At 32.7% G+C, this 16,794-nt stretch carries 15 protein-coding genes; 12 read left to right on the top strand and 3 right to left on the bottom strand.

The genetic code is table 11. The annotated features are described in order from the left end of the window. The first annotated feature begins 44 nt into the window (after positions 1-44). From bsdE14_RS13020 to clpP, 5 genes are all read left to right on the top strand, one after another. Positions 45-923 carry a carbohydrate ABC transporter permease gene (locus bsdE14_RS13020; protein WP_264850385.1) on the top strand — a complete coding sequence of 293 codons (879 nt, stop codon included), beginning with the start codon at positions 45-47 and terminating at the stop codon, positions 921-923. Then, positions 923-1,768, top strand: coding sequence for a carbohydrate ABC transporter permease (locus tag bsdE14_RS13025; protein ID WP_264850386.1), 846 nt, complete (start codon positions 923-925; stop codon positions 1,766-1,768). The genes bsdE14_RS13020 and bsdE14_RS13025 overlap by 1 nt, the downstream gene beginning before the upstream one ends. A gap of 50 nt (positions 1,769-1,818) precedes the next feature. After that, positions 1,819-4,098 carry a glycoside hydrolase family 65 protein gene (locus bsdE14_RS13030; protein ID WP_264850388.1) on the top strand — a complete coding sequence of 760 codons (2,280 nt, stop codon included), beginning with the start codon at positions 1,819-1,821 and terminating at the stop codon, positions 4,096-4,098. Positions 4,099-4,244: 146 nt separating this feature from the next. Beyond that, on the top strand, positions 4,245-4,691 hold the full coding sequence (locus tag bsdE14_RS13035) for a helix-turn-helix transcriptional regulator (RefSeq protein ID WP_264850389.1): 447 nt from the start codon (positions 4,245-4,247) through the stop codon (positions 4,689-4,691). 22 nt (positions 4,692-4,713) lie between these two features. Then, a complete protein-coding gene (clpP, locus tag bsdE14_RS13040) occupies positions 4,714-5,307 on the top strand; it encodes an ATP-dependent Clp endopeptidase proteolytic subunit ClpP (RefSeq protein WP_264850390.1) in 594 nt (197 codons plus the stop codon). Between the two features lie 44 nt (positions 5,308-5,351). Here the strand turns inward: clpP and bsdE14_RS13045 are convergent, their stop codons facing one another. Continuing rightward, positions 5,352-5,891: a TDE2712 family protein gene (locus bsdE14_RS13045; RefSeq protein ID WP_264850391.1), complete on the bottom strand. Its 540-nt coding sequence runs from the start codon at positions 5,889-5,891 to the stop codon at positions 5,352-5,354. A 305-nt stretch (positions 5,892-6,196) separates the two neighbouring features. Here bsdE14_RS13045 and bsdE14_RS13050 point away from each other — a divergent pair, with 305 nt between their 5' ends. From bsdE14_RS13050 to mglC, 6 genes are all read left to right on the top strand, one after another. Beyond that, positions 6,197-7,840 carry a response regulator gene (locus bsdE14_RS13050; RefSeq protein WP_264850392.1) on the top strand — a complete coding sequence of 548 codons (1,644 nt, stop codon included), beginning with the start codon at positions 6,197-6,199 and terminating at the stop codon, positions 7,838-7,840. 20 nt (positions 7,841-7,860) lie between these two features. Then, complete coding sequence (locus tag bsdE14_RS13055; RefSeq protein WP_264850393.1) at positions 7,861-9,633, top strand: cache domain-containing sensor histidine kinase; 1,773 nt, start codon at positions 7,861-7,863, stop codon at positions 9,631-9,633. Between the two features lie 17 nt (positions 9,634-9,650). Beyond that, complete coding sequence (locus bsdE14_RS13060) at positions 9,651-10,628, top strand: substrate-binding domain-containing protein (protein WP_264850394.1); 978 nt, start codon at positions 9,651-9,653, stop codon at positions 10,626-10,628. Positions 10,629-10,920: 292 nt separating this feature from the next. Then, the gene (locus bsdE14_RS13065; RefSeq protein ID WP_264850395.1) at positions 10,921-11,976 is read left to right on the top strand and encodes a galactose ABC transporter substrate-binding protein; all 1,056 of its coding nucleotides are present in this window, start codon (positions 10,921-10,923) and stop codon (positions 11,974-11,976) included. Between the two features lie 123 nt (positions 11,977-12,099). Next, entirely contained in the window at positions 12,100-13,611 is a 1,512-nt protein-coding gene (locus bsdE14_RS13070; RefSeq protein WP_264850396.1) for a sugar ABC transporter ATP-binding protein, read from the top strand. Between the two features lie 61 nt (positions 13,612-13,672). After that, on the top strand, positions 13,673-14,674 hold the full coding sequence (mglC, locus tag bsdE14_RS13075; RefSeq protein ID WP_264850397.1) for a galactose/methyl galactoside ABC transporter permease MglC: 1,002 nt from the start codon (positions 13,673-13,675) through the stop codon (positions 14,672-14,674). Between the two features lie 117 nt (positions 14,675-14,791). Here mglC and bsdE14_RS13080 read toward each other — a convergent pair whose 3' ends face one another. Further along, positions 14,792-15,541, bottom strand: coding sequence for a DUF438 domain-containing protein (locus bsdE14_RS13080; protein WP_264850398.1), 750 nt, complete (start codon positions 15,539-15,541; stop codon positions 14,792-14,794). Between the two features lie 252 nt (positions 15,542-15,793). Between bsdE14_RS13080 and mscL the strand changes: the two genes are divergently transcribed. Further along, positions 15,794-16,228, top strand: coding sequence for a large-conductance mechanosensitive channel protein MscL (gene mscL / locus bsdE14_RS13085; RefSeq protein ID WP_264852268.1), 435 nt, complete (start codon positions 15,794-15,796; stop codon positions 16,226-16,228). Positions 16,229-16,260: 32 nt separating this feature from the next. Here the strand turns inward: mscL and bsdE14_RS13090 are convergent, their stop codons facing one another. Further along, positions 16,261-16,587 (bottom strand): hypothetical protein, encoded by a 327-nt coding sequence (locus bsdE14_RS13090; protein ID WP_264850399.1) that lies wholly within the window; start codon positions 16,585-16,587, stop codon positions 16,261-16,263. Between the last annotated feature and the right edge of the window lie 207 nt (positions 16,588-16,794).

The raw sequence follows: 16,794 nt of genomic DNA on the forward strand, positions 1-16,794 counted from the left end.
TTAATATAAGAAAAATAATTATCACAGGAATGGAGGGTGGCACAATGGATAGAAAAATAAAAGGTAAAATAACCACTGCATTATTTGTTATTCCATCGCTTTTCATATTTATAAATGTAGTTATTATTCCATTTATCATTGGAGTAGTATATTCATTTACAAATTGGAATGGCTTTGCATTTAAAGGATCTTCCTTTGTAGGCTTAAAAAATTATGCAGCAGCATTTGGAGATGAGAAATTTACATCTTCCTTTTGGCTTACTACAAAATATACCTTTGTTATGATAATACTTGTTAATGTAGTAGGACTTGCTCTAGCTCTACTAGTTACCTCAAAGGTAAAGGGGAAAAATTTATTCAGAGGGGTATATTTTTTGCCTAACTTAATTGGAGGACTTATTTTAGGTTTTATATGGAAGTTTATATTTACTAAATTTTTTGAGCAGCTTGGTGAGCTAACACATTCCTCAAAGCTATTTTTCAACTGGCTTGATCATCCAACAGCTGCCTTTTGGGCTCTTGTTATAGTGGGGGTATGGCAGATGGCTGGTTATGTTATGGTTATATATATTGCTTCCATTGAAAGCATCTCTGATGAAGTTATGGAAGCAGCAGATATAGATGGGGCAAATGCCTGGACTAAATTTAGAAAAATAACGTTACCTTTAATAACCCCAGCATTTACTATAAACTTATTTGTTACATTGTCAAATTCTTTTAAGCAATACGATACTAACTTGTCACTTACAAATGGAGGTCCTTTCGGAAGTACGGAACTTATAACTATGAATATTTTCCAAACAGCTTTTGGTTACAATAAATATGCTCAAGCTCAAGCTAAAGCTATTATATTTTTCTTGATTATTATGGTTATAACAATTGTTCAAGTGAGAACTACAAAAAAGAGAGAGGTGGAAATGTAATGAAACCTAAATCTAAATCTAATATAATATTGACATTTTTAGGGTGCATTGCAGCAATCTTCACTTTGTTCCCTATGTATATAATGATAGTAAACTCTTTTAAAGGAAGAGCACAGATATTTACAGACACAATGGGACTTCCTAAGTCCTTAGACTTTTCCTACTATATAGGTGCTATTGAAAAAATGAAGTTTTTAAAAGCCTTTGCTAATTCCTTAATTGTAACAGTATTAAGTACTACATTAATAATAGTTTTTTCTTCTATGACTGCATGGGCTTTAGTACGAAGTAAGTCAAAACATGCTAATTCTATACTGTATTTATTTGTAGCAACTATGCTTGTTCCTTTTCAGGCTGTTATGATTCCACTAATGCAATACATGAGCAAATGGGAAATCAAAGCTATCCACTTTTCCATGATGGATACCTTCTATGGACTTATATTTATGTACATTGGGTTTGGTATGAGTCTGTCAGTTTTTCTATACCATGGATTTATAAAAAGTGTTCCACGTTCTTTAGAAGAAGCAGCAGAAATTGATGGTTGTAATAAGTTTCAGGTTTTCTGGAGAATAGTATTTCCAACCCTTAAGCCTATTACAGTAACAGTTGCAATATTAAATGTTATATGGATTTGGAATGACTATCTCCTTCCTTCTTTAGTACTAAGAAGTCCAGAGCTTAGAACAATTCCATTATCTACATTCTATTTCTTTGGAGAATTTACAATACAGTGGAACCTTGCAATGGCAGGACTTGTTCTAACAATTATACCAATAATTATTTTCTACTTATTCTCACAGAGATACATTATTAAAGGTGTTATGGCTGGAGCACTTAAGTAGTATGTGGTGATGTTTATTATAAAGATTTAGTCAGAAAGTGAGTATGCATTATGAGCAACGGATGGATGATAAGTGATAATAGTTTAGATATAAAAGAACTTTTAAAGAATGAGAGCATTTTTAATATTTCCAATGGCTATATTGGAATTAGGGGAAACTTTGAAGAAAAGTATCCTGATGATTATCCAACAGTGAGGGGAAGCTATATAAACGCTTTATATGAAGAAGTTTCAATACCTTATGGAGAAAAGGCCTATGCTTTTCCTGAAGCAATGCAGAAGATTGTAAATATTATTGATGCACAGGATATCAACATTATTGTTAATGGAGAAGGCTTTTCTTTATTTGAGGGTACGGTAAAGAGCTTTCAGAGATACTTAGACATGAAAGAGGGATGCTATGTAAGAGAAATTTATTGGGTGTCTCCTTTAGGAAAAGAGCTTAAATTAAAGATATCAAGAATAGCTTCTCTTAAATATTTGGAACTATTTGCAATCAACTATGAAATTGAAAAAGTGAATTTTGATGAGGATATTACAATTATTTCATCTATAAATGGGGATGTAACTAATTTTACTGATGATAATGATCCGAGAGTTGCTGCTGGACATTCGCATATATTATCTGTTAAGTCAGTAGAGCTAGAAGATGAAATTATGCAGATAGCTTCAGAAACTCATAATTCTAAAAATCTTGTGACAGTTACTACAAAGCATAGCTTGAATGTGGCCAATGACATTTCCTTTGAAAAGACTGATACCTCTATAAAAGCTATTATTAAAACTGCGCCGGGGAAAGCTATCATAAATTTTACTAAGTATAATGTGTATACTGACTCAAGGCGTTATAAAAATCCACTAAAGGATGGCTTTAAAATAGTTAGAGAGCTGAGTAAAATGACTTTTGAAGAGCTCAAAAAGCTGCAAAGTGATTTTTTAAAGGAATTCTGGAGTATTGCAAATATTTCAATAGGTGGAGAAGATAAGCTGCAGCAGGGATTAAGGTATAACCTTTATGAATTATTGCAGTCGGTAGGGAAAGATACAATAAGCAATATATCAGCCAAGGGTTTAAGTGGTGAAGGCTATGAAGGGCATTACTTTTGGGATACGGAAATATATATACTACCGTTTTTTACCTTATGCTGCCCTAAGCTTGCAAAAAATTTACTTAAGTACCGATATACGATTTTAGATTCTGCAAGGCTTAGAGCAAGGGAAATGGGGCATAAAAAAGGTGCAGCCTATCCATGGAGGACCATAGTTGGTGGAGAGTGCTCATCATATTTTCCTGCTGGAACTGCTCAATATCATATAAATGCAGACATTGCATATTCCTATGTTCAGTATTACCTTGCTACCGGAGATTTTGATTTTATAAAAGAATTTGGTGTAGAGGTCATTTTTGAAACTGCAAGAATCTGGCTTGAAATAGGACACTACCATGAAGGGTTCTTTAAAATTGATGACGTTACAGGCCCTGATGAGTATACTGCAATAATAAACAACAACTATTACACAAATGTAATGGCTAAGCATAATTTAAAGTGGGCAGTTAGGCTTTATAATGAGCTTCTTTTGAAGGATGAAGAACTGTTAAATGAGCTTTGTGAAAAAATAGCTTTAACAAAAGAAGAGGTAGAGACTTTTGAAAAGGCTTCAGATAAAATGTATCTTCCATATGATGAAGAGTTAAAAATAAATGCTCAGGATGACAGCTTCTTAAGTAAGGCTATATGGGATTTTGAAAATACTCCAAAGGAAAATTATCCACTACTTTTACATTATCATCCTCTTACAATATACAGATATCAGGTTTTAAAACAAGCAGATACAGTTCTTGCACATTTTCTTTTAGAAGATGAAGCAAGCTTAGAGACTATTAAAAATTCTTATGATTATTATGAGAAACTTACAACTCATGATTCATCATTATCCTGTGCAGTATACAGCATAATGGCTTCTAAAATAGGGTACATTGATAAAGCATATGATTATTTTATGGAGACTGCACTTTTAGACTTAGAAGACACCCATGGGAACACAAAAGATGGAGTGCATATGGCTAACATGGGTGGAACTTGGATGTCTATAGTATATGGCTTTGCGGGACTAAGAATAAAGGAAGACCATATTTCTTTAAATCCAAAGCTTCCAAAGCACTGGTCTGAACTAAAGTTTAGTTTTAAGTATAAAGGCTTTGTTATAGCAGTGAAGGTAAATAAAGATAAAACTGAGGTAAAAGTACAAAAGCCTTGTTCTATTAATTTAAAGATTAATGGAAGACTTTATTCCTTTGAAAATAACACTAGTATAGAAATACTTAATTAATTTTTTCGCAGGGCATAAAAGGGTGGTTCGTTAAGAATTACCCTTTTATATTTGAAAAATAAAACTTATAAATCAGCAAAAAAAGTCAGGATTTACTGCATAGGATAGTATATAATTAAAATAATCCCGGGAGGTGTACTATTAACATGTTTAATATAGACCAAATAAAAAGAATTCAAGGATCAATTGATTATATTGAAGAAAACTTATGCGAAGATATAAAGCTGGAGGATATTGCAGAAACGGCTTATTTGTCTCAGTTTCATTTTCATAGAACTTTTCACGCTGTAGTTGGAGAAACTGTAATGGATTATATTAGAAAAAGAAGACTAACTAGAGCCGCAGAAGAGCTTGTACAACATAAGGTTAAAGTAATTGATGTGGCATTAAAATATCAGTTTAGCTCTCAAGAAGCGTTTACTAGGGCGTTTAAAAAGCAGTTTGGAGTATCACCCAGAGAATATAGGAAAAACAAAATTGAAGAAAAGCTGTTCAGCAGAATAAATGTTGAAGAGATTATTAATCCTCAATTTATAAACAGAAAAATTAAAGCTGCTAGAAATAATGAAGTCAGCATGAGGATGGCTGCATAATTATTTTAAAGGAGGAAGTAAGATGGCTTATGTTCCAACAGTAATAGAGCAAAGTGGGCATGGTGAGCGTGCCTTTGATATTTATTCCAGACTTTTAAAGGATAGGATTATAATGCTCAGTGATCAAGTTGATGATGCATCTGCAAGTTTAATTGTAGCTCAGCTGCTATTTTTAGAGTCAGAAGATCCAGATAAGGATATATATTTTTATATAAACAGCCCAGGAGGGTCCATAAGTTCAGGGCTTGCAATTTATGATACTATGCAATATATAAAGCCAGATATTGTAACCATTTGTATAGGAATGGCTGCAAGCATGGGATCATTTTTACTCACAGCTGGTACTAAAGGTAAGAGGTATGCTCTACCTAATAGTGAAATACTTATTCATCAGCCTTCAGTAGCTGGTGGTTTTCAAGGTCAGGCTACAGATATACAAATACAAGCTAATAGACTTATGAAGACAAAGGAAAAGCTAATTAGGATATATAATGAAAAAACCGGTCAGCCTATAGAAAAGCTTAGAGCAGATATGGAAAGAGATTATTTTATGTCAGCTGAAGAAGCAAAAGAGTATGGCTTAATTGATGATATATTGGTTAGAAATTCAAGATAGCATAAAAAAAGGTACCTAGCAATAAGGTACCTTTTTTATGCATTTTATTTTTCTATAACTTCGCCAAGTTTTTCTAGTATGTACTGCTTTAATTCGATCTCTCCAATGAAGGTGTTGTCATCAAAATCACTTGGTTTTACTCTAAAGAAGTTTATTACAAGTTTTCCGTCATTTATAAAATATTCATCCAGGTGCAGTGGAGAGAATATGACTTCTAATTCTTCGTATTTTGAATTTGGATACTTGGAATTTAGACCATCCTTTAAATCTTCTAGATTTAATTTTTTTATTGGAGTTACCATTGCATTTGTGTATTCAAGGTCTTCCATCATCCAAAGGTTGTTATTATAAAATCTGCCTTCTTTTTTGTTATCTCTTGAAAAAATTTCTCTATTTTTAAGAGCACTCAAAGCTCTTCTTACTGATTCTTCAGTAAATTCACTGTCATAAGCTAGAGTGAAACCGGGCATTGCAGCTACATCATAGATAAACATTTCAGAAACATTATCCCTTTCACTAACAGCCTGCCAAAAGTATAGCATTGCTTCTACTGCATCAAGATTTACTTTTATTCTTTGTAACATTATAAATTGCTCCCTTCACTAATAGTCTATTCTTTATGGGTATGTTTGCTAGTACCAGTAAAAGAATATTGGTTATCGTTTACAAGGTTATTATAACACTAATATTAGAGATTTAAAAATTAATATGCTTTATAATAAAAAATATATTATTAGTATCTAGCCTTTTGACTTCAACTTTCACCATTGCTATAATTATTCATAAGACACTAAACAATATATAGTATTCAAAATTTGCAATATTTTTAATATAACGAGGATAAATCAACTGAAAAGTGTTGTATATCTTAAGGGGTGCAGGAGGACTTATGTATAAATTAATTCTTGTAGATGATGAGCAAGAAGTAAGAGAAGGTATTCTAAAAAAAGTAGAATGGGAAAAGTACGGCTTTGATATTGTAGGGCAAGCTGAAAATGGTAGGGAAGCCTTAGAAATAGCTGAAAGAACGGACCCTGATGTAGTAATTACGGACATTAAAATGCCATTTATGGATGGCATAAGACTTTCGGAAGAATTGAGCAGAAGATTTCCAACTACTAAGGTTATTATTTTAACAGGCTTTGATGAGTTTGAATATGCTCAAAAGGCCGTAAAGCTTAATGTAGTTGAATATGTACTTAAACCAGTATCTGCTAATGAATTAGTTGAGATATTATCAAGGGTGAAACTCTTGATAGATGAAGAAAAAGCAAGAAAAGAAGATATAAATACACTTAAAGAATACTATGTAAAAAGTTTGCCTATTCTTAGGGAAAAATTTATGACTACACTTATAACAAATAAGCTTCACCGCAGCGAGATTATGGAAAAGGCTCAAAGTTATAATTTAGATTTGAATGGAAACGGTTTTATGGTTTCTGTTGTAAGCTTAGATTATAACCTAAGTGCAGAGGACGGAGAACATAAGGGATTAAATGAGGGCAGCGGCGTGCCTAATGAAATGGAACTTATTAAAGTTTCGGCTTTAAACCTATGTAGTGAAATAGCAGCTAAGAATGAACTGGGAATAGTATTCTTACAGGATGATAAAATAGTTATTATTGCGGTTTCAAAACAAGATTCAGCAGAGCAGTTTGCAGTGAACACAGTTAATACACTTGAAGAGATAAGGACAAGCGCGGAAAAATACCTTAAGAGTACTGTAACTATAGGAATAGGTACCTTCTGTACTGAAGTTAATGAATTAAGCAGTTCCTATAAAGCAGCTCTTTCTGCTTTAGATTATAGAATTGTCCTTGGAAATAATAGAACCATTTGGATAGCAGATATAGAACCACAAGCTGTAGAGAAAATCACCTTTGATGAATTAAAGGAAAGAGCACTTATGAGCAGCATAAAGGTTGGTACTGAAGCAGAAATAGGTGAAACTATAGATAATTTATTTAAAGAGGTAATTGAAATAAAAGCATCTATCAAGGACTATCAGATATATCTACTTGAGATATTGACCACCATTACAAAGATTGCAAAAAACTCTAATGTAGATATGGATGATATCTTTGGAAATAATTATAATTTCTTTGTTGAATTATATAAATTCAATGATATCAATGAAGTTAAAAGTTGGGTTAAAGACATAGCGTTAAAATTGTCTAACTATATTACAAAAGATAGACAGGATACAGTAAAGCTTATTGTAAGGCAGGCAAAGGATTATGCTAAAGAGAACTACAATGATAGTGAGATAACAATAAACAAAATCTGCGAGCATCTTCATATAAGTCCAACTTATTTTAGTCTTATATTTAAAAGGGAAACTAAAACTACCTTTATAAATTATTTGACAAAGATTCGTATGGAAGCTGCCAAAGAATTGCTTCGTACTACTGATAAAAAAACCTTTGAAATTGCTGAAAAGGTAGGGTATTCTGAGCCTAACTATTTTAGTTACAGCTTTAAAAAGAACTTTGGAATATCTCCTTCTGAATATAGAAATAGTCATAAAGTATAATAACTTAAGGAGCTGATATAGTGAAGGAAATATTAAAAAAATATATAGCAGCACCTGTAAACAGGTTGCTAAAGTCTTTTAGATTAAGAAGTATACAATTTATAATAACAGTATCCTTCACAGTTATAACAGTTTTTGCAATTCTTATTGTTGGAACTACTCTCTATAATAGATTTAATAAAGCTGCGGAAGAGGATGCTTCTTTGAGTACTAGACAAATTATAGAGCAAGTTAATTTGAACTTGGATGATTATTTAACTAGTATGGTTCAAACTTCAAATTTGCTTAATAGTACTATTAATAAATACCCATCTCTTCCTAATGATAAACTAGAAGGACAGATGAACGTTATACCTGATACAAAGCAAGATATAGTTACTTTGGCGGTTTTTTCTGAAGATGGGGAGCTTTTAATGGGATCACCAAACTCAAAACTAAAGTCCAATGTAGTTATAGAGAGGCAGGAATGGTTTCATTCAGCCCTTAGCTTGCCAGGAAGTCTATTCTTTATACCTCCCCATGTACAAAATCTTTTTGAAGATAAACATGATTGGGTGGTATCATTAAGCAGGTGTATAACTTTTTATAGAAATGGTAAAGGGGTAAGGGGAGTACTATTAGTAGATCTTAATTTCAAAGCCATAGAACAGCTTTGCAGAAGAGTAAGTCTTGGTAGAAGGGGATATATTTATATTGTTGATTCAGAAGGAAATATTGTATACCATCCACAGCAGCAGTTAATTTATATGGGTTTAAAATATGAGAACAATGACGATATATTAAAGCATAGCTATGGTACCTTTATGCAGGAATTTGGTGGAGATAGAAGGCTGGTTACAGTAAAAACTGTAAATTATACTGGTTGGAAGATAGTTGGAATATCCTATATGGATGAATTAGTTGCTGCCAAAAGGGATATTTATAACTATGTATGGTTTATAGTAATTACAGGTATTATCTTTATAATAGCTATTTTTAGTGTTATATCAGCAAAGATTTCACAGCCGATAAAAGAGCTGGAAAAGTCAATGAAACTTGTGGAAGAAGGTAATTTTGATATTAATATAGATGTAAGAGGAGAAGATGAAGTAGTAGAGCTATCTAGAACCTTTAACATTATGGTATCAAGAATTAGAGAACTAATGGATCAAATACTTGTGGAGCAGGAAGCTAAGAGAAAGAGTGACTTAAATGCGCTGCAGGCTCAGATAAATCCGCATTTTTTATATAATACCTTAGATTCAATAGTGTGGATGGCGGAAAATGGCAAGAGCCAGGATGTTATCACCATGGTAACTGCTTTAGCAAGACTATTTAGAATCAGTATAAGTAAGGGTAAAGATATTATTTCTGTGGAGCAGGAACTTGAGCATGCAAGGAATTATATGATAATCCAAAAGATTAGATATAAGAATAAATTTAGTTTTGAAATAAATGCAGATAAAGAAGCACTTACTCGTAAGACTTTAAAGCTTATTTTACAGCCAATTATAGAAAATTCCATTTATCACGGTATAGAATATATGGTGGATGAAGGGCTTATTAAAATAAATGTAAGAACCACTGAGGATAAATTAATATATGAGATAAGTGACAATGGACTTGGAATGAAACAAGAAGTACTTGAAAATATATTGTCTTTTAAATCTAAAAATACTGGTGGTTCTGGTGTTGGAGTTAAAAATGTGCATGAAAGAATTCAACTCTCTTATGGCAAGGAATACGGACTTGCTATTGAAAGTGAATTGGAGGAAGGAACTACTGTTACCATAACAATTCCTCTTATTGATTAGGAAGGCTAGGATTATATATGATAAAGAAAAAAATATTGTTTATATTTAGTATAATTTTAATTATTGTAACAGCATTTAATGGGTGTTCAAAAAGCAATGATATAACAAGTAATGATAATAAAAGAAATATTACCATCATTGTGAAAATGAAGGAAGGAAACTATTGGAATACTGTTAGACAGGGAGCAGATGCTGCTGCAAAGGAGTTTAATGCCAATGTAAGCTTTATTGCAGCGGATAATGAAACTGATATTGATGATCAGATAAAGCTTGTAAATGGTGCCATAGAAAATAATGTTGATGCAATAATATTGGCAGCTAGTGATTATGAAGGATTAGGGAAAATTACAGATACTGCACATACTAAGAAAATCCCCGTCATTGCCATAGATACAGAAGTTGACTCTAAATATATTAAGAGTTTTATAGGCACTGATAATGTAAAAGCTGGAGAAAAAGCTGGGGAAGCGCTTGTAAATGTTGCAGGTGTAAATAGTAATGTGGCTATCATGAGTTTTGTGGAAGGTGCTAAAAATGCAAAGCAAAGGGAAGAAGGTTTAAATAAGGTACTTTCAAGATATCCAGACATGAAGATAGTTGCTAAGAAGTACTGTAATTCAGATGCTGACACTGCAGAAAAACTTGCAAAGGAGCTTATACAGACTCATGAAAATCTAAATGCTATTGTGGCCTTAAATGAAGCTGCATCCTTAGGCGTTTCAAAAGCCATTGATAGTATGAAACTTGGAGGAAAGATAAAGGTAGTGGCCTTTGACAATGCTCCTGATGAAATAAATCTTCTTGAAAGCGGTGTAATACAAAAGACAATAGTACAAAATCCCTTTAGCATAGGGTATTTTGGTGTTAAGTATGCCGTAGATTCTATAGATGGCAAGAAGATTCCAAAGGAAGTAGATACAGGATCCAAGGTTATTGATAAGGATAACCTGTATTTACAGGAGAATCAAAAATTAATATTTCCATTTACAAAATAATTAGAAAGTAATATTGATGTTAATTTTATTACAGGAGTATTTCAAAAAATTGAAGTACTCCTTTTTGCTTTTAAAATTAAAGGTAAAAGCAAATAAATACATATATATGAAAAAAGGTAAAATGCTCATATATAATATAATAATTTTTCTAAAAATTAAGACAGTAGAATTTCGATATAAATGAGTAGGATTTTATATTATTATGAATACGTTTTTATGATATCCTTTTCATATAGCAAGGGGAGAACAACAAATTCTCTTCACTAAATTAAAATTCAAGGGGGAAACAAGTATGAAAAGAATAGCTGCTTTAGTGGCTGCTGCAATCATGACTACAGGAGTACTAGCAGGTTGCGCTAGCAAAAACAATGCTGGGGGAAACGCTTCTTCAGGAGGAAAGGAAATAAAAGTTGGTACAGCACTTTATAAATTTGATGATACTTTTATATCCACTGTTAATAAAGCAATAAAGCAAACTGCTGATGATAAAGCAAAAGCTACTGGAGAAAAAATTAACGTTAACTCCGTTGATGGACAAGGTCAACAAGCAACTCAAAACGACCAAGTAGATACATTTATTACTCAAAAATATAATGTAATGGCAGTTAATATGGTTGATAGAACTGCTGCATCAGTTATTATAGACAAAGCAAAACAAGCTAATATACCAGTAGTATTCTTTAACAGAGAGCCAGTTAAGGAAGATATGGCTAAATGGGATAAGATATACTATGTAGGAGCTAAGGCTGAAGAATCAGGAACAATGCAAGGAAAAATCATTGCTGATTACTGGAAGGCACATCCTGAAATGGACAAAAACAAAGATGGAAAACTTCAATATGTAATGCTTGAAGGAGAACCAGGACACCAAGATGCTATATCAAGAACAAAGTATTCCATCAAAGCTGTAGAAGATGCTGGAATAAAGGTTGAAAAATTAGCTAGTGATACAGCTAACTGGCAAAGAGCTCAAGGTCAAGAGAAGACTGCTGCATGGTTATCTGCTTATGGCGATAAAATAGAAGCTGTATTCGCTAACAACGATGACATGGCTCTAGGTGCAATAGAAGCTCTTAAGGCTGCTGGATACTTCAAAGATAACAAATTCATGCCTGTAGTAGGTGTTGATGCTACTGCTCCAGCACTAGATGCATTAAAAGCTGGTCAATTATTAGGAACAGTATTAAATGACTCAACAGGACAAGGTAAGGGAGTTCTAGATATATCCTATGCACTTGCTAAGGGAGAAGATCCATCTAAGTCAGTACAAGGAATTACTGATGGTAAGTACCTATGGGTTCCATACCAACCAGTAACTAAGGAAAATGTTGATAAGTTTTCAAAATAAAGCTTACTCTAAATAACCCTTCATAAGTATTAGGGAGTGTATTTACACTCCCTAAACTAAATAATCTAAAAATATCTTAGACATTGGCAGGAAACTGCAATGTTACTGAAAGAGGTGTAACTTATGGCACAGGAATATATTTTGGAAATGAAAAACATTTCTAAAAGCTTTCCCGGAGTAAAGGCTCTTGATGATGTCACATTGAAAGTTCGTCCAGGTACAGTACATGCACTTATGGGCGAAAATGGAGCGGGAAAGTCAACTCTTATGAAATGCCTTTTTGGTATTTATACCCCAGACTCAGGTGAAGTTATAATAGAGGGTAATAAAGTACAATTTAAAAATGCTAAAGATGCACTTGAAAGTGGAATATCAATGATACATCAGGAACTTCAGTCAGTTCCATATAGAAATGTAATGGAAAATGTATGGCTGGGCAGATTCCCAGTTAAAAATTATGCTGGATTAAAAGTAATTGACCATAAGAAAATGTACAATGATACTAAGGCACTTATGGATGAGCTTCAGATGGATTTGAAGCCAGAAACACAAGTATCAAAGCTGTCAGTATCCAAGGTTCAAGCTATTGAAATTGCCAAAGCAGTTTCATATAAATCAAAAGTAATTGTAATGGATGAGCCTACATCTTCGCTTACAGAAACAGAAGTAGCTCACTTATTTAGAATAATACGTAAACTTAGAGAACAAGGCGTAGCTATTATATATATATCTCATAAGATGGAAGAAATACTTGAAATCTCAGATGAAGTAAGCATTATGAGAGATGGAAAATATGTTGGAACATGGGATTCATCAACTCTTACTACAGATATGATTATATCAAAAATGGTTGGGCGTGACCTTGAAAATCTTTTCCCACCTAGGGAAAATGTACCTTCCGATGTAATTATGAGAGTTGAAAACTATACTTCACCAAATCCAAAATCCTTTAGAGATGTAACCTTTGAGCTTAAAAAAGGAGAAATACTTGGAATAGGTGGACTAGTTGGTGCTCAACGTACTGAGCTAGTAGAAGCAATCTTTGGACTTAGGCAAGTAGCAAGTGGAAAAGTAATTTTAAATGGAAAAGAAGTTAAAATCAAAAGTCCAATCGAAGCAAAAAAACATGGTATTGCCCTTCTTACTGAAGAAAGAAGAGCCACAGGTATTTTCCAGGTTTTATCAGTAGAAGATAACACTTTAGTTGCAAGCCTCGATAATTATGTAAAATATAAATTTGTATTAGATCAGAAAAAAGGCTTTAAGGATGTAGATGAGAGCATTAAGGTGCTTCGTACAAAGACACCATCAGCAAAAACCCAGATACAAAATCTTTCTGGAGGAAATCAACAAAAGGTTATTTTCTCAAGATGGCTTTTAACTGATCCAGATATATTGATACTTGATGAACCTACTCGTGGTATAGACGTAGGAGCGAAGTATGAAATTTATTCAATTATTGCTGACCTTGCAAAGAAAGGTAAAAGCATCATAATGATATCCTCAGAAATGTCTGAACTTTTAGGAATGTCTGATAGAATTATGGTTATGTGTGCTGGAAAGCTTAGTGGAATAGTAGACGGAAAAGATGCAACTCAGGAAGTAATTATGAAGTATGCGACTAAATTCGCATAAATAGGGACATAAAGCCATTAGACTTTATGTGCTATAAAGAGTAGAAGGGGGTCTTCTAAACATGGCAGAAATGACAAATAAAAAACAAAAGTTTAATATAAGAGAATTTGGAAGTAAGTATACAATTTATCTAGTACTTTTAGCATTACTATTAGTAATGGGCTTATTGGATAGCAGCTTTTTATCAGTTGTAAACCTTAAAAACGTACTTATTATAGCTTCTGTTCGCGCTATCATAGCTCTAGGGGTAGGTGGAACACTTATAACTCGTGGAACTGACCTTTCAGCAGGTCGTTCAGTAGGACTTACAGCTTGTATAGCAGCTAGTTTACTTCAAAGACCAGATTATGCATATAAACTATTTGGTAATTTACCACACATTCCAGTATTTGCAGTAATTATATTTGTTGTACTTATTGGAGCAATAATTGGACTGGTTAATGGTTTGGTAGTAGCTTATTTAAAAGTTCCACCATTCATAGCAACTTTAGGTATGATGGTTATTGTATATGGTATTGCTTGTATATATACAAACGCTCAGCCTATAGGTGGACTAAGAAATGATTTTACAAATGTAGCAACTGGCTCATTGTTATCTATTCCTAACTTAATACTAATAGCAGGTGCAGTTGCATTAGTTATGTGGTTTATATATAACAAAACACGTTTTGGAAAATATATATATGCTATAGGTGGAAATCCAAACGCAGCTGAAGTTTCAGGTGTAAATGTTGAAAAGACATTATTAAAGGTTTATGCTCTTGCAGGAGCTTGTTATGGACTTGCAGGTGCACTACTTGCAGCAAGAACAGGTGGAGCTACTAACAACTATGGTTTAATGTATGAGCTTGATGCTATAGCAGCAGCAACTATAGGTGGAGTATCCACAACAGGTGGTATTGGTAGAGTATCTGGAATTATAACTGGTGTTCTTATATTCGAAGTATTAAATAATGGTCTAGTTATACTTGGAGTATCACCATATTGGCAACAAGTTATCAAAGGTGTAATTATAATCGGTGCAGTTGCCTTTGATATAAGAAAATATTTACAAAAGAAATAATATTATAAAAGTGTGTCAAATAACTTTAATGAAGTTTTGGCACACCCCCCAATTATATATGTGCAATCTATAAAAAACACAGCTTAAAGTATAGCATTAAGCTGTGTTTTTATGCTACTATTTACCTGGTGTAAAGCTGCAGTAGCCTATTTTATCGCAGGCCCTTTTCATTTCAACCCATAAGTTATCATCGTTAAGTGTATCAATAGAGGAAGGGTATAAAATATGATTTTCTTTATAGATATGATCTCTTAAATTAAAAACTAAATATTTAACAGCTTCATCTAGCTGATTTTTAAATTCCTGAAAGTCCATTTCAGATACATTTAGTGCTAGTCCTCTAATGAGATGTTTCTTTTCTCTAAGCATATCATGCTCCATTCTCATTATTCTAGTTGGGCCTGTAACCTTTCTAGATTCAAGCTCAGGGAAAAGCACATCTTCTTCTCTCTTATGATGAGGCTCTGCACCTATAATTTCTTCTATTGTATTCAGAAGCATTGAAAATTCCTGTGCAGTTTTATTATAGGTATCCATCTTTTGTATTTTTATATTAATATCATCTAATAATGTCAGCCTCTTAAGTATTTCATCATGTTCCTTTATTAAGGTTGTTAACACATGATCAGGTGATAGCTTAATTCTAAGCATCTCTAGTTCATCCTTTAAAACTTCCATATGAATATCGCAAAGATGTCTTAAATCCTCAGGCTTAGTTCCAGTTTCTATAAGTTTTTGTTCAGCTAAAGATAGCTCAAGAGGATTAATATTCTTAACCATTTCAAGTACCTGTTGTCTAAGCTCCGGTGTTACATCACCACTGTTTAATTTTTGAAGCATTTCAGCTAATTTTTCAACTCTATCCATCCTTATTAACCTCCCATAATTGATGTGTAAAAGCCCTAATAACTTCTCACATGTTTTTTAATTATTAACTATAATTTGATTATAATTATTGCGTAATAATATAGCTGTGATTATGGTCAATATAAAATGTGATTTCAATCAAATTTTTTAAAAAAGCTTTAAATGTAAACAATTTAAAAAGGAAAAGCATATTGCAGTAAAAAACAAGTTAATATATAATGAGGGAATAAGCCAATGAAAGGATGGATAGCTATGTGGAAGGATTTCAAAAAGTTTGCACTTAAGGGCAACGTAATTGATTTAGCTGTGGGCGTAATTATTGGAGCAGCTTTTGGAAAAATAGTTACTTCTTTGGTAAATGACATAATTATGCCGCCTATAGGTCTTTTGCTGGGAAATGTAGATTTTAGCGAGCTATACATAAACCTTAGTTCAAAACACTATGCTTCATTAGCACAGGCAAAGGCAGCAGGAGCGCCAACTATAAATTATGGATTATTTCTAAATAACATATTGGACTTTTTAATAGTTGCTTTTACTATATTCCTTGTTGTAAAGCAGTTTGAACGCTTCAAGAAAAAAGAAGAAGCAGTAGAGACTGAAAAGACATGTAAGTATTGCTACACAAAAATACCTATAGAAGCAACTAGATGTCCACATTGTACATCAGTTTTAGAAGAAGAATAAAAAAAGCCGCTTAAAAAGCGGTTTTTTAAAAACTATTTGATACCTTTAATTTTACCTTTAAGAGCTTTTAAACGGCCATTAACGTAATCTAGAAGTTCGCGTTTGTTATCTTTGATCTCATTTGGTGCATTTGTAACTATTGTAATTAGGTCAAGTGTGTTTCCTTTAATTTCTTCTGAAAGCTCAAAAGCAAGGCACTTATTCTTTACCTTCCAGTAGGTTGTATTAAACTCATCAGATTGTCTTTTAGTATAGTAGCCTTTTTCAATACCAAATTGAAAAAGATCTGCAGCAGCTTCTAGTTCTTCTAGATTCTCTGCAGCAAGGGTCTCATTTATAAGAGTTTGAAAAGTCTTCATAATAGCACTCCTTTATAGTGAGATAATTATATTTTAAACCTATAAAGCGGTTCATATACTGGAGCATGTTGGATATTATTGATTTTACAAACAATATTAGTTATACTCTTTTTTTATTACAATTGTCAATAGATTTTTATATTTATCAAATTGTATGTCTTTGTGAAATTTTCAGATTTTTCCGAATAAGCATAAAGTTAATGAGAA

The organism is Clostridium omnivorum, assembly GCF_026012015.1.
GTDB lineage: Bacteria > Bacillota > Clostridia > Clostridiales > Clostridiaceae > Clostridium_AX > Clostridium_AX omnivorum.